At 66.0% G+C, this 18,731-nt stretch carries 18 protein-coding genes; 6 read left to right on the top strand and 12 right to left on the bottom strand.

The features are described from left to right. The first annotated feature begins 68 nt into the window (after positions 1-68). Entirely contained in the window at positions 69-755 is a 687-nt protein-coding gene (locus ABVV53_RS16020) for a PilZ domain-containing protein (RefSeq protein ID WP_353985437.1), read from the top strand. Here ABVV53_RS16020 and msrB read toward each other — a convergent pair. From msrB to ABVV53_RS16005, 3 genes are read right to left on the bottom strand one after another with little or no spacing between them, the layout of a single operon-like run. After that, positions 713-1,237 (bottom strand): peptide-methionine (R)-S-oxide reductase MsrB, encoded by a 525-nt coding sequence (gene msrB / locus ABVV53_RS16015; protein WP_419956788.1) that lies wholly within the window; start codon positions 1,235-1,237, stop codon positions 713-715. The genes ABVV53_RS16020 and msrB overlap by 43 nt on opposite strands. A gap of 31 nt (positions 1,238-1,268) precedes the next feature. Then, entirely contained in the window at positions 1,269-2,528 is a 1,260-nt protein-coding gene (locus ABVV53_RS16010; protein ID WP_419956792.1) for an ABC transporter permease, read from the bottom strand. Beyond that, on the bottom strand, positions 2,528-3,517 hold the full coding sequence (locus ABVV53_RS16005; RefSeq protein ID WP_353985435.1) for an ABC transporter ATP-binding protein: 990 nt from the start codon (positions 3,515-3,517) through the stop codon (positions 2,528-2,530). Before ABVV53_RS16005 ends, ABVV53_RS16010 begins: the two co-directional genes overlap by 1 nt. Between ABVV53_RS16005 and queG the strand changes: the two genes are divergently transcribed. Beyond that, positions 3,516-4,652 (top strand): tRNA epoxyqueuosine(34) reductase QueG, encoded by a 1,137-nt coding sequence (gene queG, locus ABVV53_RS16000; protein WP_353985434.1) that lies wholly within the window; start codon positions 3,516-3,518, stop codon positions 4,650-4,652. The genes ABVV53_RS16005 and queG overlap by 2 nt on opposite strands. Here queG and ABVV53_RS15995 read toward each other — a convergent pair. The 4 genes from ABVV53_RS15995 to ABVV53_RS15980 form a co-directional block, all read right to left on the bottom strand. Beyond that, a complete protein-coding gene (locus ABVV53_RS15995; RefSeq protein WP_353985433.1) occupies positions 4,636-5,862 on the bottom strand; it encodes an NAD(P)/FAD-dependent oxidoreductase in 1,227 nt (408 codons plus the stop codon). The two genes, queG and ABVV53_RS15995, sit on opposite strands and share 17 nt — an antisense overlap. 116 nt (positions 5,863-5,978) lie before the next feature. Beyond that, entirely contained in the window at positions 5,979-6,959 is a 981-nt protein-coding gene (locus ABVV53_RS15990) for an LLM class flavin-dependent oxidoreductase (protein WP_353985432.1), read from the bottom strand. Beyond that, on the bottom strand, positions 6,956-7,807 hold the full coding sequence (locus ABVV53_RS15985) for a tetratricopeptide repeat protein (RefSeq protein WP_353985431.1): 852 nt from the start codon (positions 7,805-7,807) through the stop codon (positions 6,956-6,958). The genes ABVV53_RS15990 and ABVV53_RS15985 overlap by 4 nt, the downstream gene beginning before the upstream one ends. A 19-nt stretch (positions 7,808-7,826) precedes the next feature. After that, positions 7,827-8,573, bottom strand: a complete 747-nt coding sequence (locus tag ABVV53_RS15980; RefSeq protein WP_353985430.1) for an alpha/beta hydrolase — start codon at positions 8,571-8,573, stop codon at positions 7,827-7,829. 110 nt (positions 8,574-8,683) lie between these two features. Between ABVV53_RS15980 and ABVV53_RS15975 the strand changes: the two genes are divergently transcribed. The 4 genes from ABVV53_RS15975 (at position 8,684) to ABVV53_RS15960 (ending at position 13,380) form a co-directional block, all read left to right on the top strand. Further along, the gene (locus ABVV53_RS15975; RefSeq protein ID WP_353985429.1) at positions 8,684-10,024 is read left to right on the top strand and encodes a glycosyltransferase 87 family protein; all 1,341 of its coding nucleotides are present in this window, start codon (positions 8,684-8,686) and stop codon (positions 10,022-10,024) included. A 235-nt stretch (positions 10,025-10,259) separates the two neighbouring features. Continuing rightward, positions 10,260-12,263 carry a threonine--tRNA ligase gene (gene thrS, locus ABVV53_RS15970; RefSeq protein ID WP_353985428.1) on the top strand — a complete coding sequence of 668 codons (2,004 nt, stop codon included), beginning with the start codon at positions 10,260-10,262 and terminating at the stop codon, positions 12,261-12,263. Continuing rightward, entirely contained in the window at positions 12,260-12,712 is a 453-nt protein-coding gene (locus tag ABVV53_RS15965; protein WP_353985427.1) for an acetyltransferase, read from the top strand. Before thrS ends, ABVV53_RS15965 begins: the two co-directional genes overlap by 4 nt. After that, positions 12,709-13,380, top strand: coding sequence for a spermine/spermidine synthase domain-containing protein (locus tag ABVV53_RS15960; protein ID WP_353985426.1), 672 nt, complete (start codon positions 12,709-12,711; stop codon positions 13,378-13,380). The genes ABVV53_RS15965 and ABVV53_RS15960 overlap by 4 nt, the downstream gene beginning before the upstream one ends. A 171-nt stretch (positions 13,381-13,551) precedes the next feature. Here the strand turns inward: ABVV53_RS15960 and ABVV53_RS15955 are convergent, their stop codons facing one another. The 5 genes from ABVV53_RS15955 to hemB all read right to left on the bottom strand — a co-directional run bounded on the left by ABVV53_RS15955 (position 13,552) and on the right by hemB (position 18,729). Next, the gene (locus ABVV53_RS15955) at positions 13,552-14,523 is read right to left on the bottom strand and encodes an agmatine deiminase family protein (protein ID WP_353985483.1); all 972 of its coding nucleotides are present in this window, start codon (positions 14,521-14,523) and stop codon (positions 13,552-13,554) included. Between the two features lie 64 nt (positions 14,524-14,587). Continuing rightward, positions 14,588-14,869: a DUF167 domain-containing protein gene (locus tag ABVV53_RS15950; protein WP_353985425.1), complete on the bottom strand. Its 282-nt coding sequence runs from the start codon at positions 14,867-14,869 to the stop codon at positions 14,588-14,590. Beyond that, on the bottom strand, positions 14,869-15,426 hold the full coding sequence (locus tag ABVV53_RS15945; protein WP_353985482.1) for a gamma carbonic anhydrase family protein: 558 nt from the start codon (positions 15,424-15,426) through the stop codon (positions 14,869-14,871). Before ABVV53_RS15945 ends, ABVV53_RS15950 begins: the two co-directional genes overlap by 1 nt. A gap of 5 nt (positions 15,427-15,431) precedes the next feature. Further along, a complete protein-coding gene (locus ABVV53_RS15940) occupies positions 15,432-17,651 on the bottom strand; it encodes a spermidine synthase (RefSeq protein WP_353985424.1) in 2,220 nt (739 codons plus the stop codon). A gap of 85 nt (positions 17,652-17,736) precedes the next feature. Beyond that, on the bottom strand, positions 17,737-18,729 hold the full coding sequence (hemB, locus tag ABVV53_RS15935; protein WP_353985423.1) for a porphobilinogen synthase: 993 nt from the start codon (positions 18,727-18,729) through the stop codon (positions 17,737-17,739). Between the last annotated feature and the right edge of the window lie 2 nt (positions 18,730-18,731).

Genomic DNA, 18,731 nt, shown 5'->3' with positions numbered 1-18,731 from the left:
GTAGAATCAGACGGGAATCCTGAATAGCGGCGTGGTCAGATCGGGCGCAGCTGGAAGGCTTAGGGGCGATGGAAGACTTCGGTGACAGCAAGGAAAGCCGGAACGAGGCAATCGGCACCGGCGCTGAGATGCGCGGGGCACCTCGCTTCACGCTCATGCTGCGCAGTGCCAAGCTGATCGCTGACAGCACCGAATATCTATGCATTATCCGCGACGTTTCGGAGACCGGCATCAAGCTGCGGTTGTTCCACCAGCTTCCCGACGCTGGAACGCTGATGATCGAGACGCCCGGCGGCCAGCGCTATCCCATGCAGTTGGTCTGGGCGGTCAGCAATGAGGCGGGTTTTCGCTTCGACTACCGAATCGACGTCGACACCTTCGTGTCGCAGGGAAGTCCCTACCCCAAACGCCCTCTGCGGCTGCGAGTGCATCACCCCGCCTGCGTCAAGATCGGCGCGGAGTCTCTGCCCGCCACGATCCTCGACATCTCGCGGCAAGGTGCGCGGATCGAAAGCGAAACCCGGCTCGCCATCGGCCAGAGGTTCTGCCTGGAAGCGCGCGAACTGCCCTTGTTCGAAGCCACCGTGTGCTGGCGCCGCGTGCCGGAATATGGGCTCGCCTTCGCGCAAGTCATGGGTCTGGACGAGCTGGCTCAGCGCGCCGCGCGCATGAACCGCTCACCCCTCCCCGCAAGCGCGAAAGCGTCTGAGTATCAGGCCGGACGGAACGTCATCGCCGCGCCGTTCATGCAATAGCGCTTGCCGGTAGGCTTCGGCCCATCTTCGAAGACGTGGCCGAGGTGCCCTCCGCAACGCGCGCAATGCACTTCGGTGCGCGGCAGTCCCAGCTTGAAGTCCGTGGATGTGCCGACCGCGCCGGGCAAAGGCTTCCAGAAACTAGGCCAGCCCGTGCCGCTCTCGAACTTAGTGGCCGAGGAAAACAGCGGGTGCCCGTCGGCGGCACACTGGAAAGTCCCTTTGCGGTGCTCGCGATTGAGCGGGGAGGAGTGCGGACGCTCGGTGCCCTCCTCTCGCAGGATGTGGAACTGCGCGGGCGTCAGGCGCTTGCGCCACTCGGCTTGGGAATACCGCACCGGATAAGCCTTCGCTTCTGCGGGAGCGCTCCCGCAGGCGCCGATCACCGGCATGGCGGCGCCGATCGTCAGCCATCCCAGGATTTGCCGTCGTGACGCCTGCGGCGTTGCGCTCTCCGCGTGGTTTCTGTCTTCGGTGTTCATGGTTGTGAAGTCGACACTGCGGGCTTAATTTTCAATGTGATAATTCAGACACTTGCGCTTTCCCGCGCCGCCTGAAGAACCGGCGCTTGCGCACCCCGGCAGGTCCCGACTTCATCACGCGGCGGCGGAACAGTTGCGAACCTGCGCGCACCATGACCAGAACGCACAGGCTCTGCCATGCCAGCGCCAGCAGATGCTGGCCAAGTCCCGGCTGCTGCGCGGCGCGCGCGATCATCGCGTAAGGAGAGCTGAAGGGAAACACGATCGCGAAGATCTCGGCCGCGCTGCCCGGTTGCATCATCGCGAAGCTGGCCAGGAAGAACACCACCAGCTGCATCATCGTGGCGGGCATGGAGAGCGTCTGCACTTCGCGCACGGTGGTCGCCAGCGATCCCAGCGCGAGGAAAATCGAGCCGAGCAGCAGGTATGCCATCGCGAAGTAGACGACGCCGAGCGCCAGCATCGCCGGCCAGCCCACGGCGGGCGCAGGCATGGCCGCCATGTTCGCGCCCGAGCCCAGCAGGAACAAGCCGACGGCCGATCCCCAGACGGCAATGCCCACGAACGAGATGGCCAGCATTGCGAACAGCTTGCCGAAAAACACCGCGTCCATCGGGATCGCCGCCGCCAGAATTTCGATGACCTTGTTGCCCTTCTCCTCCACGAGGTTGGACAGCACCATGCCGGCCAGCAGCATCGTCAGCAGGAACAGCAGCGTCTGTGCGCCCTGTGCCGTGACCAGCTGCCCCGTGCGCTCGCTGGCGGTCGTCGATGCGGTGCTGTGCAGGACGACCTCGGGCGCGGGGCCCGGCACGCCCTTGATGGCGCTGGCAGCGATCAGGGCCACCGGTCCCCGCCAGTCCTCGATCTGCTCCTTTGTGCCGGTGAGGACCGGGCGCTCAAGGCTCCCGGTCAGCACGGCTGCCACGTTGCCGCGGTCACCGGCCAAGACCTTGCCCGAGTCGTAGGTCTCTCCGGGTGCGAGGCGCTGGAGGACGACCGTGTCCGGCACCCTTCCCCCCAGCGTTTCCGCAAGCTGCGCGCGCGCCTTCTGCATGGCCGCGACATCGGCGCTCGCCATCGCCAGGCCGAGCTGCGGGCGCTCCACCGTCTCGCGAAGCTGCGCGCCCACGCCGCCCGCGAAGCTGGCGACGACGATGGGAAACAGCGGGCCGAGCAGGAAGAACAGAAAGCTGCGGCTGATCAGGATCGCCATGAAGTCCCGCCACGCGACGACATACGCCGCCGCGAACAACGAGAGTCGACTGCCCCGTGTGGAGTGCTCGACCATCATCGCATCTCCTCGTCGCCCGCACCGGCTTCGAGCGCCCGTGCCGCTGCTTCCCCCGCAATTGCGACGAAGGCGTCGTGCAGCCCGGCTCGCTCGATCGACAGCGACAGGATGCCCGCGTCACCTTCGATGAGCGTGCGAAGCAGCGGCTCGACGCCGGTGTCCGGCAGGGCGAAGTGCCAGAAGCGCCCCTCCTGCCGTGCGCCTTCCGGCAGCGCCGCCAACCACGGACCGGTACTGGCGCGCGTCTCCAGCCGGACTTGCGCCGGGATGCGATCGCGCGCGACATCGACCGGGCCGGCGAACGGCACTTTGCCGCCGGCGATGATCGCCACTTCATCACAGAGCCGCTCGGCATGCGCGATGACGTGCGTGGAGAAGATCACCGTCGTGCCCTCATCAGCCAGTCCGCGAATCATCTTTTCCAGCTTGCCCTGGTTGAGCGCATCGAGGCCGGAGAACGGCTCGTCCAGCACCACCAGGCGTGGCCGATGAACCAGAGTGCCCAGGATCTGCACTTGCTGCGCCATGCCCTTGGAGAGCTGACGGATCTGGCGGTCGGCCGCGTAGCCCAGGCCGTGCCCCTCCAGCAGATCGCGCGCACGGCGGCGCCCCTCGCGCAGCGGCAATCCGCGCAATGCGCCCACGAAGGCGATCGCCTCGACCGCTTTCATCGCCGGGTACAGCCCACGCTCCTCCGGCAGGTAACCGATGGCCCGCGCCACGTCGTGCGGCCGCTCCGCGCCAAGCACGCGGCGGTACCCCGCATCGGGATCGATGATGCCGAGCAGCATGCGCAGCGTGGTCGTCTTACCCGCGCCGTTGGGCCCAAGGATGCCGTAAATCGCGCCTTCCGGCACCGCCAATTCCACGCCATCCACCGCGGTGAAGCCGTCGAAGCGCTTGACGAGGCCCCGCGCCTCAATGGCGAGAGGCCGGGTCGCGGCTGCATTGCCCGCCAAGCGTGCTTCTCCTATCTGGGCCTTCATGCAGGCGCTCGTACCTCGTGCCACGTCAACGACAGCATCCGCAAGCACGGTTAACACAGAGCTAAGCGGGTTCGTCCAGGCATTGCAGGCGAAAGCCCTCGAACTGGGCTTCTGCGCCTTCGGCATCGCGCCTGCCGGCCAGGACGAGACGCACGGGGATCGCCTGTCCGCCTGGCTCGCACAAGGTATGCACGGCACGATGGAGTGGATGGCAGAGCGCGCGCACCAGCGCTGCGCCCCGCAAGCGCTGTGGCCCGAAGCGCGAAGCGTGATTGCGCTGGGCATGAGCTATGCCCCCGCCAACGATCCTCTGCGTTTGGCGGACCATTCCGATCTGGCGCGGATCTCCGCCTATGCCCAGGGCGCGGACTATCACGACGCGCTCAAGAAAGCGCTCAAGGCCCTGGCGCGCTGGCTGATCGAGGCAGCGCCGCGCCATGGCATTCCCGCGCCCGAGGTCAAGGTCTTCACGGACACCGCGCCCGTCATGGAGAAGCCGCTGGCGCAAGCGGCGGGGCTTGGCTGGCAAGGCAAGCACACCAACCTCGTCAGCCGGGAGCACGGCTCCTGGCTCTTCCTCGGTGAGATCTACACCACACTCGAGCTGCCGGTCGGATCGCAGCTGCGCGATCACTGCGGCTCCTGCAGCGCCTGCCAGGACGCCTGCCCCACCAACGCGTTTCCGGAGCCCTATCGGCTCGATGCGCGCCGCTGCATCAGCTATCTGACGATCGAGCACAAAGGGCCGATACCCGCCGATCTGCGGCCGACGCTTGGCAATCGCATCTATGGCTGTGACGATTGCCTGGCGGTCTGCCCCTGGAACAAGTTCGCAGAGACCGCCCACGCACACCGTGCCTATCTGCCGCGCGGCGAACTGACCGCACCCGAACTGCGCGACCTGCTGACGTTGGACGATGCGGCCTTCCGCAAGCTGTTCAGCGGCTCACCCATCAAGAGGATCGGCCGCGACCGCTTCGTCCGCAACTGCCTCTACGCGGCAGGAAACAGCGGCCGTCCCGAACTTCTCGAACAAGTCGCGCCGCTGCGGGGCGATCCGAACCCCGTCGTCGCGGAGGCAGCGGACTGGGCCGCCTCGCGACTTGTCGCCACCGAAGTTACAGCAGCTCCTTGAGCGGCACGCCCTTGTCAGCCAGCGCGGCGAGGTCAGGCCTGACGCCAGCCTCTATCAGCTTGCGCCCCTGCACGTAGTCCTTGACCGTGTTGACGCAGTCTAGCGCAAGGACCTTGCCTTCCCTGAGGTACACGACGCTGAAAGCGCGATCCTCGGGATTGCCGCGCACGACGCTGCGGTCGTAACCAGCGTTGATCCCGGCGGTCTGCAGGCGCAGATCATACTGGTTGGACCAGAACCACGGGAACGCCTTGTACGGCTTCTCATCGCCGCAGATTGCCTTAGCCACGCAAGTCGCCATGTCGTTGGCGTTCTGCACCGATTCCACGCGCATGACGTTCCCGCCCGCAAAGTCGCAAGCGAAGGCCGCGCAATCGCCCACGGCATAGACGTCAGGCAGCGAGGTACGGCAGAACTCATCGACGTCGACGCCGTTGGCGCCCGAAGCGCCCGCAAGGATCAGCGGGCCTACGGCGGGCACGATGCCAATGCCCACGATCACCGCCTGCGCGGGAAGCTCTTCGCCGTCGGCCAGCCGCACGCCCGTTACCTTGTGACCGTCACCGATGATGCAATCGACTTTCACGTCGGTCCGCAGATCGACGCCGTGATCGCGATGCTCCTTTTCGTAGAAGGCAGAAAGCTCCTCACCCGCCACGCGGGCGAGGACGCGCGGCAAGGCTTCGAGCAGCGTCACCTTACAGCCCATCTTGTTGAGCACAGCGGCCGCTTCCAGACCGATGTAGCCGCCACCGACCACGACGATCTGGTTGGTGCCGTCATCGACCTCGGCCATCAATGTGTCGCAGTCCTGGCGGGTGCGGACCGCGTGGACGCCGGCCAGTTCCGCGCCGGAGCAGGACAGTCGGCGCGGATCGCCGCCCGCAGCCCAGACCAGCTTACCGTATTCCAGCTTGTTTCCGTTGGAGAGCGTCACCTGGTGCGCCGAAGCATCGACCTTCGTCACCTCCACGCCGAGTTCAAAGTGGATTTCCTTTTCCGCCCAGAACGTCGGTGGACGAATATAGAGGCGGTCGAACGTCTTCTCGCGCGCGAAGTACTCCTTGGAGAGCGGCGGGCGTTCATAAGGATATTCCGGCTCGCGGCCGATCACCACGACGGTGCCAGTGAACCCATTTTGCCTGAGCGCGATCGCGCACTGTGCGCCTGCGTGCCCGGCTCCCACGATAACGACGTCTGCTTTTTCCATGCGCCGTTCGATCCGGCAAAAGCGCCTGCGCGTCAATGGGGCGCGGATCGGCGGCTTGTCTCCATCGGCAGAGCGTTCGCGCCCAGAGCGTCGGGCCAGAGCGTCACTCTAGAGCGTCAGGCCAGCGCTTCCATCGTCAGCTCTAGCGAGCGGCGCTGCGCATCGGGATCATAGGTCGATCCTGACACGATCAGTTCGTCCGCCTGGGTGCGAGCGAGGAAAGCCTCGATCCCGGCGCGCACCGTCTCGGGTGAGCCGATCGCGCTGACCGAACGCATCTGGTCGAGCATGGCCAGCGCGCCGGCGGGCAATGTTGCACGGTAGTTGCGGATCGGTGGTTTCATTCGCCCCGGCGAGCCGGAGCGCAGCGCCACGAACGCCTGCTCGTTGGTCGAGGCGAGGTACTGCGCCTCATCGTCCGTCTCGGCCGCGATGACGTTGATCGCTGCCATGAAGTGCGGCTTATCGAGCGTCTCCGACGGCTTGAAGCGCTCGCGGTAGATCGCAGCCGCCTGGTCGAGCAGGGCCGGCGCGAAGTGCGAGGCGAACGCATAAGGCAGGCCCAGCATGGCCGCGAGCTGCGCCCCGTAGAGGCTGGAGCCCAGTATCCACATCTCGACCGCCGCGCCCGCAGCTTGCGGCGCCGCCACGCCTGATACGGCTTCGCCTGAGAACCGGGCCTGCAGCTCGACCACGTCCTGCGGAAAAGCTTCCGACGCCTTCACGATGTCCTTGCGCAGCGCATAGGCGAGGCGCCCGTCGGCACCGGCTGCGCGGCCAAGGCCAAGGTCCACCCGGCCCGGGAACAGCGCGTCCAATGTGCCGAACTGCTCGGCAATCACATAAGGGTTGTGGTTTGGCAGCATGATACCGCCTGCCCCGATGCGGATCGTGCTTGTGGCGTGACCGATGTGCGCGAGCACGACGGAGGCGGCGCCACCCGCAATGCCATCCATGCCGTGGTGTTCTGCCACCCAGTAGCGGGCATAGCCGGCCTTCTCCGCAGTCTGCGCCGTCTTCGCGGACTCAGTGAGGGCCTCGGCGACAGTTCCACCTTCGCGGACGGGCACGAGGTCAAGAACGGAAAGAGGTGTCATGGCTTGGCGGCTCCTGGATTGGCCTCGGCCGGATTGGCGTCCAGCTGCGCGAGGTACCCTTTCGCGGTCTTGGCAGCCTCGCTGTCGGGCGTACCGGCCACAACGGATTGCCAGCTCTTGCGCGCGGCGTCTTCACGACCAGCCAGTACCGCGATTACGCCTGCTTCAAGTCCGATCTCGGGATCGCGCGGAGCGAGCTGCGCGGCCCGTTCGATCTGCGCCTGGGCTTCGGCCAGCTTGTTCTGCCGCCGAGAGAGCGTGGCCGAAAGGAGCCATGCCTGCGGATTGCCGGGCACCGCTACACGGGCGTCGGCTAGCGCTTGCGCCGCCTGATCCTGTTGCCCCAGCGCCACCAGCGCGCGGGCCCGATCAATAGCGATGGTGCCAAGCAGCTCGGTATCCTTCGCGATCTTCACGTCGGCCTGCGCGGTATCGAGGATCGGCAGCGCGACATCGGCCGAACCGCCGGCCAAGGCCGCATTTCCGGCCATCGCTCCCAATCGTGCGCGGCTGGCGAAGTTCGCGGGACCAGCCGAATCGCGGGCGCGGAGGAAAGCCGCGCGGGCCTCGTCCCAGCGTTCCATCGCACCCAGCGCCGCGCCAAGGCACAAGCCGGCTCGCACCCGCTCTGCACCCTGAGCGCGATCAAGAGCGTTTTGCGCCGCGATGGCGCCAGCGGCCGGGCTGGACACCATCTCGTCCATGCAGCCCGCCGTCCGCACGCTCGGCAACACCGGTCCCGCGGCCTGAGCGCTCTTGCGCGCTTCGATGCTCTTGCGGTCGAGGATCTCGGGCGGCAACTGGCTGACTGTGGCGCCATATTGCAGGATCAGAAGGAGCAGCGACATGGAAGGTCTCCGGGGCTTGTCAGTCGGGCCAGCCGGCGATCGCGCCCACAGCGTCGAGCAGCAGCGCAATATCGGCATCACGCGAGAGGCGATGATCGCCGTCCTTGATCAGCGTGATCCGCACCGCGTCTGAACGCAGCGCTTCGGCGAGACGCAAGGAGATTGCCCAGGGTACATCCGGGTCCTGCTGGCCGTGGAGCAGGCGCGCCGGACACGTGAGCGCGATCTCGCTGCCGAGCAGAAGGTTCGCCTGCCCATCGGCCCAGAAGCCGGCATAGGTGGGTGTCCGCTCGGGACCATAGGGATTGTCGGCCCAGAGCGTCTCACCCGCAGCGAGGCGCGCCTGGTCTTCACTCGTGTTGCCCCAGTCAGTGAAGTCGGGCGCCGGCGCGATGCCGACCAGACCGGCGACTCTTTCCGCCGGCAGCGCCAGAGCGACCAGCAGCATCAGCCACCCGCCCATCGAAGAGCCGGCCAGAACCACGGAGCCGGGGCAATGAGCCTCGATCAGGGACAGCACTTCCTCACGCCAGCGCGAGAGCGTGCCATCGGCAAATTCGCCCGAGCTTTTGCCGCAGCCGGAGTAGTCCAGCAGGAGACAGGCTCTTCCCTTGGCACGAGCCAGATCGAACACTGCCGTCGCCTTGCCGCCCGCCATGTCGGACATGTAGCCCGGCAGGAACACCACCGCAGGACCCGCACCGGGCATGAAGCGGTAGGCGATGCGGCGCCCGTCGGGCATTTCGTGAAACGCAATCTCTGCCATGGACAGGTAGTGGAGATCCCCTCCCCCCGCGACAAGGGGGGGGAGGGGCGAGACGGGCCGGTAACCGGCGTCAATCCGATCTTAAAAGGAGCGTGCTAGGCCCTGCTGCGATGGAATCGCGTACAGACCGGCCGCTGATCAAGCGCTTCGCGACGTCACCGCGCGTGCTTCCGGCGATCTGGGCGATCTACGTGCTGCTTCGCCTTGCCGTTCTGCTGGTACCCGTCGCGCCCACGTCCGATGCGGAATGGTATGTGCAAAGGGCCAGCGAACTCGCGACCGGGCAAGGCTATCTCGACAACAGCGGCGCGCCAACCGCGTTCTGGCCGGCAGGCTGGCCGCTCGTGCTGTCGGTTTTGTTCCGGCTCACCGGCCCTTCGTTGCTCGCGGTGGGTCTGTTCAACCTGGCTAGCGCGGTGCTCATCGGGTGGCTGACGCTGCTGCTGGGACGTCGCCTGTTCGGCAGTGAGGCTGGCGCACGGTTGGGTCTACTGCTGCTCGCCTGCTATCCCAACGCAATCGCCTACGTGCCGCTTGGCTTGACCGAGGTGTTCTACACGGCTCTGCTGGTGATGGGCTGCTGGCTGGTCATCGAGCGACGCTCGGCGGGCTGGCCGGCCGTGGCGGGGTTGATCACGGCCGGATTTGTGTTCGGGCTGGCAGCGCTGGTGAAAGCGCAGACACTCGTCGTCGTCCCGCTCCTGTTCGCCATCGATTGGCTTCGCGCCGCAGATCGCTGGCGGCGCCTGCCTCAGCTGGTTGGCCAGACAGTGCTGCTCCTCACGGCGGCAGCGCTGGTGATCGTTCCCTGGAGCCTGCGCAACCACACGCAACTCGGCCACTGGATCGTGGTCTCGACCAATGGAGGGTACAATCTGCTCATCGGCAACAACGAGGACGCCAACGGTGGTTATGCCGAGAATAGCCGTGCCTACGTCGCCCTGATGGCGCGGGCCGACCTTGGCGAAGTCGAGCGCGATGCGGAGGCCAAGCGGATCGCGGTGGACTGGATCACGCACAACCCTATGCAGTTCCTCGCCCTTGCGCCGCGCAAGCTGGCGATCCTGTGGCTTCCCGATGGCGAGGCGGCGTGGGGCTATCAGGCCGGTGCTCCAAGCTACCCCCGGTTCGAGCCACTCTATCGCGCCGTGCGCATCGCGAATCAGGCCTACTATGCGGTTCTCCTGCTCTCTTCAGCCGCGGCTCTGGTGACGATGACGCTCAGGCGCAGGGCCGCGAGCCTGCGCTGGGTGGACTGGTGGGTTCTGCCCTGGGCCATGGCGGCTTACCCGACACTCGTTGCGGTGCTCGTATTCGGGCAGTCCCGCTTCCACTATCCCGTGATGCCGTTCCTGTGCCTTGCCAGCGGCTGGATCATGGCGGAGGCATGGCAGGCTTGGGCCGCCACCAGGCCCGCGCCCTCCCTTGTCGGGCGCAGGGCTCGCGCGTGACATCGCGCCGGAAGCGCTCTATATTCCTCCTCATGGCGCAAGCTCGCACCACGACCACGACGACTACCACCGGGTTCTCCCGGGTGCGTCTGGTCGCGTACTGAGCGCGGCCACCGCCGCCCGGGTTCGGGCGGCTGGCGTCACCTTCCCCGAACTATCTGAAAACCGGCGCCAGACTTCCCCCGCGTGAGCCCTTGTGCCATGGCGCGCGGCGGATTTGAGAAAGAAGCTATCGATGTCCGAGATGTTCAAGATCAGCCTGCCCGATGGCTCCGTGCGCGACATGCCCGTGGGTTCGACTCCGGCGGACGTCGCCGCGGCGATCGGGCCTGGCCTTGCGAAGGCCGCGCTCGCAGCCAAGGTCGACGGTGAGCTTGTCGACCTCTCGCGTCCCTTCATGGGCGATTCGCAGCTGGCACTGGTGACCTCCAAGGACGAAGCCGATGCACTGGAACTCGCCCGGCATGACTATGCGCATATCCTAGCTGAAGCGGTGCAGGCGCTGTTTCCCGGCACGCAGATCACCTTCGGCCCGTCGACCGACGACGGCTTCTACTACGACTTCGCGCCCAAGGATCGTCCCTTCACCGAGGAGGACTTGCCCGCGATCGAAGCCAAGATGCGCGAGATCATCGCCGCCAACAAACCGCTGAAGCGTGAAGTCTGGACTCGCGAGGACTTGATCGCGCGCTGGAAGTCCGAGGGCGAGAGCTTCAAGGCGGAATGGGCCGCCGAATTGCCCGAAGGCGAGGAACTGACGGTTTACTGGTCGGGTGGCGACTGGCTCGACATGTGCCGCGGGCCCCATCTGCCCTCGACCGGCAAACTCGATCCGGCCGCGTTCAAGCTGACGCGCGTTTCGGGCGCTTACTGGCGTGGCGACCAGAAAAACGCGATGCTCAGCCGCATCTACGGCACGGGATGGCTGAACAAAAAGCAGCTCGACGCGCACCTCACGCGCCTGGAGGAAGCCGCCAAGCGCGACCACCGCAAGCTTGGGCAGGAGATGGACTTGTTCCACCTTCAGGCCGAAGCGCACGGCTCGGTATTCTGGCACCCCAAGGGCTACGTGATCTGGCGCGAGCTGGAGGCCTACATGCGGCGCGCCATCGACGGCGCGGGCTATCGCGAAGTGAAGACCCCGCAAGTCATGGACGCGCGCCAGTGGGAGCAGTCCGGGCACTGGGGCAAGTACCGCGAGAACATGTTCGTCATCCCCGACGAGGTTCCGAACGTCGAGGATGAAGGCCCGATCATCTCGGATGATGCGGACTGGATGGCCTTGAAGCCGATGAACTGCCCCGCGCACGTTCTGATCTTTCGGCAGGGCATCAAGTCGTACCGCGACTTGCCGATGCGCCTTTACGAGAACGGCTGCTGCCATCGCAACGAGCCGCACGGCGCGCTCCACGGCCTGATGCGCGTGCGCCAGTTCACGCAGGACGACGCGCATATCTTCTGCCGCGAAGACCAGATCGTGGCGGAAGTGCAGGCGTTCTGCGAACTGGCTGACCGCGTCTATCGCGACTTCGGCTTCACTTACGCGATCAAGCTGGCACTGCGGCCGGAGAATCGCTTCGGCACCGAGGCGATGTGGAACCAAGCCGAGGCCGAACTGCGCGACGCCGTGGCCCGCGCGGGGCTTGCCAGCGCCGAATACGGCTGGGAAGAGCTGCCGGGCGAAGGCGCTTTCTATGCGCCCAAGCTGGAATGGCACCTCACCGATGCGATCGGCCGCACCTGGCAAGTCGGCACCATCCAGTCCGACCGCGTGCTGCCCGAGCGCCTCGACGCCAGCTATGTCGCCGAAGACGGCGCCCGCCATCGCCCGGTCATGCTGCATCGCGCGATCTTCGGTTCCTACGAGCGGTTCATCGGCATCCTGATCGAGCACTTCGCCGGCAAGCTGCCGGTGTGGCTGGCGCCAGTGCAAGCCGTAGTGGCGACGATCGTCTCCGATGCAGACGGTTACGCTGGCGAGGTCACGGCCAAGCTGAAGGCGGCAGGCGTGCGGGTCGAGACCGATCTGCGCAACGAAAAGATCAACTACAAGGTGCGCGAGCACTCCTTGCAGAAGGTCCCGTACCTGCTGGTCGTCGGCAAGCGCGAGGCGGAGGAAGGCACCGTCGCCATCCGCACGCTGGGTGAGCAGCAGCAGAAGGTCGTCAGCCTGGACGAGGCGATCGCCCTGCTCAGGGATGCCGCCGTGGCGCCGGACCTGCGGCCGCACACGGCGTGAAGCTGCGCGAGGGAACCGCTGCCGATGCTCCACGTGCCTTCGCCATCTGGCGGGGCGCCGTGGATGCAACGCACGGCTTCCTCTCGCCAGCGGACAAGTCTTCCATTGCGGCCATGGTCCACGACCTGCTCCGGACCGCCCCGCTGACGATCGCGGAAGACGACGGCGGCGAGCCCCAGGGCTTCATGATCTTCGCAGATGGCGTGATCGAAGCGCTGTTCGTCGATCCCGAGGCGCATGGGCGCGGGTATGGCTCGGCCCTTGTGGCGCACGCAATCTCGCTTGACCCGCAAGCGCGAGTCGACGCCAACGAGCAAGCCACGAACGCCTCGCCGTTCTACGAAGCGCGCGGGTTCGTACGTGTGGGCCGTTCGGAACGGGACAGCGCCGGACGTCCTTACCCCATCATCCATTTGCGACACCCCGGACCCGAGGCGGCCATTACATGATCCAGCGCGAACTTCTCGACACGGCACAAGTGCCAGGGGGCGAGGAACTGAAGCTCTATCGGCACGACCGCGACCACATGATCGTGCTGGGTCACAACGAACTGATGAGCACGCGCAAGTGGGGCTCGGAAGAAGCGCTGGCGACGATGGCCTTCGAAAAGGTGCGCAACTCCAAGCAGCCCAGCTTCCTCATCGGCGGCTACGGCATGGGCTTCACCCTGCGCGCGGCGCTGAAGGTGCTGCCTGCGAACGCGAACGTGACCGTGGTCGAACTCGTGCCCAAGATCATCGAATGGGCACGCGGCCCTATGGCCGATCTGACCGCTGGATGCCTGGAAGACCCGCGCGTGCAGCTCGTCATGTCCGACGTCGCGCCTTTCATCTCGGGCGCGCATGCCGATTACGATGCTATCCTGCTCGATGTCGACAACGGTCCGGACGGCCTCGTGCGTGAGGACAACAACATCCTCTACTCCACGCCCGGATTGCGTGCCGCCAAGCGCGCGCTAACGCCCGATGGCGTCCTTGCGATCTGGTCCGCAGGCCCGGACCCCACATTCACGCGGCGGCTGGAGAAGTGCGATCTTGTGGTGGACGAGGTGAAGGTCGCCTCGCGCAGCAACGGCAAGGGCCCCAAGCACGTGATCTGGTTCGCCACCAAGCGGTAGTGCGTTCGGAACAGCTCGCCCCATCTCAGAAGCCGGCGAAAATCAGCGCCAGGGCGCAGCCGCAGACGATCCCGGATCGCAGCAGGCTCTCTTGAGCACGTGTCACGCGCGAGGCGATGTTCAGGACGAAGGCCATAGGCGAACATTTGCCCGCCTATGATTGTGGAAGCGTTAACGGCGCGCAGGCATTTGTTGGCTGGAGCAATGGAACGAGCCCCCCCCGGCCAGCACTGCGTCAGCCAGAATGCCGACGGTGTCGCGACCGGGGAACAGCTCGGCGATGGCGGCAACGCCCTCGTCGTCGTGAACAGTGCCGGCGGTCGGGACGACGACCAGCTTCGATGTCACCGCGAAGTTCATGTAGCTTGCCGGTTCGATCCGCCCTTCCGTCTCGACGCGACCCGGTGAGGGCACTTCGCGCACGGTGACGCCGAACGCTTCGGCCCGCGCCTTGGCGTCGGCATAGATCGCCGCGTTCGGATCGTCCGCACCGGTCGCACGCGGTAGCGCGAGCGTATTCGGCGCCACGAATCGCGCCAGATTATCGACATGCCCGTCGGTGTGGTCGTTGATGAGCCCCTCTCCCAACCACAGCACGCGGTCGTAGCCGAGGTCGCGGCGGAGGCGCTCTTCCAGGTCGCGCCGCGTGAGGTGGGGATTGCGGTTGGGGTTGAGCAGGCACTGCTCGGTCGTGACGACGAGCCCGGTGCCGTCGCCGTCGATCGCCCCGCCTTCCAAAATCCAGTCGGCGGTCAAGACTTCCAGACCGGCGTCCGCCGCAAGTTCGGCCCCGATCTCCTGATCGCCGTCCATCAGGTATTTGCCGCCCCATCCGTTGAACCCGAAGCGCATAGCCTTGCGCTCGCCCTGCGGGCCCGCGACCACCAGCGGACCGGTGTCGCGCAGCCATACGTCTCCGTACCGCCGCATCTCCAGCTGCACTTTCGCTGAGCAGAGTTGCGCCGCACGGGCGCGATTCGCCTCATCCCTCACCAGAAGGCGCACGGCCTGCCCGCTTTCGGCAACGGCGTTCGCGAACGCTGCCATCTGCTCCTGCGCACGCGCGAGGTAGCCAGGCCACTCCACGGGATCATGCGGAAAGCCGACCCAGAGCCAATCCTGCGGGTGCCACTCGGGCGGCATGGAATACGTCGTCACGGGAGGTCCTTCGCTTCTTGGGGCGGCTGCGTTCGCGCAAGTAGTGCGTTCATGGCAAGATGCGGAACAGCTTTTCGCGCGAGGTAGCTCCGCGCAGCAAAGTGAGCCGTGAGGGCGCGAGGTCCAGCGCAGCAGCCAGCAGGGCGCGCACTGCTTCGTTCGCCTTGCCGTCCTCGGGCTTGGCTCGCACCTTGGCGTGAAGCTGATCGGCGCCGATTTCCAGCCCTTCGGTCTTGGCACCAGGCGTCACGCGCACTGCGAGACGACCCTCCCCGTCGGCAAGTGCCAGCAGGCTCCCCGCCGACGGCAGCTCCACTTTCGCCCGCGCCATCAGTGTCCAAGCGCGTCTGCGTGCAAGCGGCCATTCGTAACGTAGCGCAGAGTACCCGCCAGATTGGCGGCCACCGTTTCCTCGTCTAAGTCGCGCGCGTATTTGGCGGGACGGCCCATCCACAACTCCCGCTCGCCGATCGTCTTGCCAGCCGTGAGCATCGCGCCGGCCGCGAGCATGCCGTCGCTCTCGATCACACAGCCGTCCATCACGATGGACCCGAGCCCCACGAAGGCGCGGTCGTGAAGAGTGCAGCCGTGGACCATCGCCATGTGGCCGATCAGAACCTCCTCCCCAATTATCGTCGGATACCCCTCGGGCCTCTCGGACTTGGGGCTGTCGCAATGGACGACCGTGCCATCCTGGATGTTGCTGCGCGCGCCGATCACGATCCGGTTCACGTCGCCGCGGATGATGCAGTTATACCAGATGCTGGCATCGGCCCCGATCTCGACATCGCCGATGATGCGGCACCCCGGGGCGATGAAGGCGCTGGAGTGAATCCGGGGCGCCTTGCCATGGATGGCGGCGATCGTGATGTCGGTGCGTTGGGTCATATCGGTCATAGTTTCCCCAGGATGTAGCTCCAGCGGATGAAGGGCAAGACCGATGCGTAATCATCGGTCCACGCATCGCCCTGTGCCGGTTCAAGCGGTTGCCAGTCGAGCGTGCCGCTGCTCGCCTGCAATTGCGCCAGCCGCTCAGCGCTATGCGTCAGCACGACCCAGTTGGAGGCCACAGTCAGATCGCCCGACGGTACGTCGCGCCGGATCAGCGCATACATGCTCCGCTTGGCGGCGATGGCGGCGAGGATCGGCTCAAGCTCGATATAGCGATTGGAAATGTGGATCAGCAAAAGACCGTTATCCACCAATGCGCGTTCGTAGACGCCGACCGCTTCGTGTGTGAGCAGATGAAGCGGGATCGCATCCGACGAAAAGGCGTCAACGGCTAGGATATCGAACGAGCCGCGGGGGACCTTCTCCAGCTCCAGCCGCGCGTCGCCCAACACGATCCGGGCTTTGGGCGCACAGGTCTTCAGGTACATGAACGTGCCGTTGCGCGAGAAGCGCACCATGGCGGGATCAATCTCGAAGAAGGTCCAGGACTGGCTTGGCTTGCGGCGGCAGGAGAGCGTTCCGGTGCCCAGCCCTACCACACCGATATTCGCCTCGCGCCCGAACATGCCCGGCGCGGCATCAATCGCCAGGCCAACGCCCGAGGTATCGCCGTAATACGTGGTAGGCTCACGCACGCGCGACGGGTCGAGCGGCTGCTTGCCATGCAATGTGGTGCCGTGGGTAAGCAGGCGGCTCTGCTCCACGGTATCCTCATAGACGGTGTAGATGCCAAAGTAGCTGCGCGTCCTTTGCCCCTCCATCGAGGTGCGGAAGGTCGAAACCCCACCTTGCGCCAGCATCGCCAGCAAGAGCACGCCCGCAAAAGCCCAGCGCCAGGGGAGCAGCAACAGTCCCACGCCGGTCAGCAGGGTCAGCAGGAAGAACCGCAGCAGCTGGCTCGCTCCCTCCGTCACCAGCCACGTCAGATGCGCGGTGAAGAACAGCGCGGCCACGATCAGCACGCCCAGGGCAATGCGCGACATGCCACGATCGAGCCCGGCCATCCGTCTCCAGTCCAGCAGCGGAGGCAAGGGCAGCAGCAGCGCGCCTGCCAGGATCAGGATCGGGTGCTCCCAAACCCAGTCGAACACCACCGGGGCCACCAGCGCGGTGAACGCGCCGCCCAAGGCACCGCCTGCGGACATGACGAGGTAGAAGAACGTCAGCTTCGCGGTACCGGGCCGTGCGTCGTAAAGGCGGGTATGCAGCGCCACCGCAATATCGAACAGCAGCAGCAGTGCGCCGAATGCCGCCGTCATCGTGCCGGACGCCGATGAGACCATCGCATAACTGCCCGCGAAGATGACCGCTGCAGGCGTCAGCAGCACGATCGCATTCGCCACGCCGCGGTTGTCCGAAAAGGCGATGGCGAAGCTGAGTAGGTACAGCCCCAGCGGAATCACCCACAGCAAGGGCATGGCGAAAATGTCGGTAGTCAGGTGCGTCGTTGTAGAAAGCAGCAGGCCCGAGGGAACGGCGGAGAGCGCGAGCCATAGCAGGATACGGCGCGTACCGACCTTCTCCCGCTCCTCATTCTCGCCGTGTTCGGCCACAGCTTCGGCCGGAACGGAACGCATGCCCCACCGCGCACGCGCGGCGAATACAACGAGCCCGCAAAGCACGCCGAAGCCAAGGCTCCAGGCGATGCTCTGCTGGCGCAGCGTCAGCAGAGGCTCTGCCACCAAGGGATAGGCGAGAAGCCCGGCAAAGCTGCCGAAGTTGGAAGCCGCGTAGAGCGCCCACGGCTCGCCCGCACGAGGATCCGCCGCGTACCACCGCTGCATCAGCGGCGCCTGGGCCGAGATCACCACGAAGACAGGTCCGATCGTCGCGAGCAACAGCAGCGGCACCCACAGGACTTCCCACCCCGGCGCAGGTGGCGCCAGCCTTGCCAGCGCGATCGGCAGTGTCAGCGCCGCAACTGCCAGCAGCGCCAGATGCGTGATCGCCTGCCGCTTCACATCGAACCGGGACAGCCAGTGCGCGTAGGCGTACCCGGCCAGCAGCAGCACCTGGTAGACCACCATGGCGCTGTTCCAGACGTTCGGCGCCCCGCCCAGCCTCGGCAAGGCCATACGGGCAACCATTGGTTGGACCAGGAACAGCAGGAAGCTGCCGGCGAGGATAGTCGCGACGAACAGCGGACGCGCGGCCGATCTCATACGGGTTCCGCCTCGGCCTTCCGCTCCATCAAGGCTTCAGCCTGCTCTCTTGTCGGCTGTCGCAGAACCAGTCGGTCTGGCTCTATCACGTAAGAAGTCTGGCTGCGTGCGCCGCATGGTATGTCAGGACGCCAGAGCAGCCCGCGCGCTTGAACGCGAGCAGCGTTTCCAGGACCAGCGCGTCGCGGTCCCCGGCGCCAGCGGCGGCGGCGGCCTCGATCATCGCGTACTCGCCGGAGACCTGGTAGGCGAAGACCGGCACTTCGAAGCGCTCCTTCACCCGGCGCACGATGTCGAGATAAGGCAAGCCGGGCTTTACCATCACGCTATCGGCCCCCTCGGCGAGGTCCAGCGCCACTTCGCGTAGCGCTTCCTCGCTGTTGCCCGGGTCCATCTGGTACGTCTTCTTGTCGCCCTTCAGCAGACCGCGCGAGCCCACGGCGTCGCGGAACGGCCCGTAGAATGCTGAGGCGTACTTGGCAGCGTAGGCCATGATCTGGATGTTCGCGTAGCCCTCGTCTTCCAGCGCAGCGCGGATGGCGCCGATCCGCCCGTCCATCATGTCGGAGGGAGCGATGATGTCCGCGCCAGCAGCGGCCTGATTCAGGGACTGCCCGACGAGCACCTCCACCGTCCGGTCATTGAGGACATAACCGGCTTCATCGATCAGCCCGTCCTGCCCGTGGCTGGTATAGGGGTCGAGCGCCACGTCGGTCAGGATGCCCACGCCATCGCCCACCGCGTCACGGATCGCCCGAATCGCCTGGCACATCAGGTTCTCGGGGTTCAGCGCCTCGCGTCCATCTTCGCTGCGGCGTCCTGGCTGTGTGTTGGGGAACAGCGCCAGGCACGGAATGCCCAGTGTGACCGCTTCGCGCGCGCGCTCCGCTATGCCGTCGAACGACCAGCGCGAGACACCGGGAAGCGAGGCAATGGGCTCTTCCACTCCGCTTCCTTCCGTGACGAAGAGCGGCCAGATTAGGTCGGCCGGGGTCAACATCGTTTCGCGATGCAGGGCGCGGCTCCATGCGGCAGCGCGCGTGCGGCGAAGGCGAGCGTGGGGATAGGCAGCAGTCATCC

It is taken from the genome of Novosphingobium kalidii (assembly GCF_040534015.1).
Taxonomy (GTDB): domain Bacteria; phylum Pseudomonadota; class Alphaproteobacteria; order Sphingomonadales; family Sphingomonadaceae; genus Novosphingobium; species Novosphingobium kalidii.
The sequence above is the reverse complement of the archived record's forward strand: the minus strand, read 5'-3'. Positions and strand labels throughout refer to the sequence as shown.

Bases quoted from the DNA above. Each gene is read 5' to 3' on its own strand.
- ABVV53_RS15945 (WP_353985482.1), bottom strand. From the start codon at position 15,426: ATGACCCAACGCACCGACATCACGATCGCCGCCATCCATGGCAAGGCG.
- thrS (WP_353985428.1), top strand. From the start codon at position 10,260: ATGTCCGAGATGTTCAAGATCAGCCTGCCCGATGGCTCCGTGCGCGAC.
- hemB (WP_353985423.1), bottom strand. From the start codon at position 18,729: ATGACTGCTGCCTATCCCCACGCTCGCCTTCGCCGCACGCGCGCTGCC.
- ABVV53_RS15940 (WP_353985424.1), bottom strand. From the start codon at position 17,651: ATGAGATCGGCCGCGCGTCCGCTGTTCGTCGCGACTATCCTCGCCGGC.
- ABVV53_RS15960 (WP_353985426.1), top strand. From the start codon at position 12,709: ATGATCCAGCGCGAACTTCTCGACACGGCACAAGTGCCAGGGGGCGAG.
- msrB (WP_419956788.1), bottom strand. From the start codon at position 1,237: ATGAACACCGAAGACAGAAACCACGCGGAGAGCGCAACGCCGCAGGCG.
- ABVV53_RS15975 (WP_353985429.1), top strand. From the start codon at position 8,684: ATGGAATCGCGTACAGACCGGCCGCTGATCAAGCGCTTCGCGACGTCA.
- ABVV53_RS16010 (WP_419956792.1), bottom strand. From the start codon at position 2,528: ATGGTCGAGCACTCCACACGGGGCAGTCGACTCTCGTTGTTCGCGGCG.
- ABVV53_RS15995 (WP_353985433.1), bottom strand. From the start codon at position 5,862: ATGGAAAAAGCAGACGTCGTTATCGTGGGAGCCGGGCACGCAGGCGCA.
- ABVV53_RS16005 (WP_353985435.1), bottom strand. From the start codon at position 3,517: ATGAAGGCCCAGATAGGAGAAGCACGCTTGGCGGGCAATGCAGCCGCG.
- ABVV53_RS15955 (WP_353985483.1), bottom strand. From the start codon at position 14,523: ATGCCGCCCGAGTGGCACCCGCAGGATTGGCTCTGGGTCGGCTTTCCG.
- ABVV53_RS15990 (WP_353985432.1), bottom strand. From the start codon at position 6,959: ATGACACCTCTTTCCGTTCTTGACCTCGTGCCCGTCCGCGAAGGTGGA.
- ABVV53_RS15985 (WP_353985431.1), bottom strand. From the start codon at position 7,807: ATGTCGCTGCTCCTTCTGATCCTGCAATATGGCGCCACAGTCAGCCAG.
- queG (WP_353985434.1), top strand. From the start codon at position 3,516: ATGCAGGCGCTCGTACCTCGTGCCACGTCAACGACAGCATCCGCAAGC.
- ABVV53_RS15980 (WP_353985430.1), bottom strand. From the start codon at position 8,573: ATGGCAGAGATTGCGTTTCACGAAATGCCCGACGGGCGCCGCATCGCC.
- ABVV53_RS16020 (WP_353985437.1), top strand. From the start codon at position 69: ATGGAAGACTTCGGTGACAGCAAGGAAAGCCGGAACGAGGCAATCGGC.
- ABVV53_RS15950 (WP_353985425.1), bottom strand. From the start codon at position 14,869: ATGGCGCGGGCGAAAGTGGAGCTGCCGTCGGCGGGGAGCCTGCTGGCA.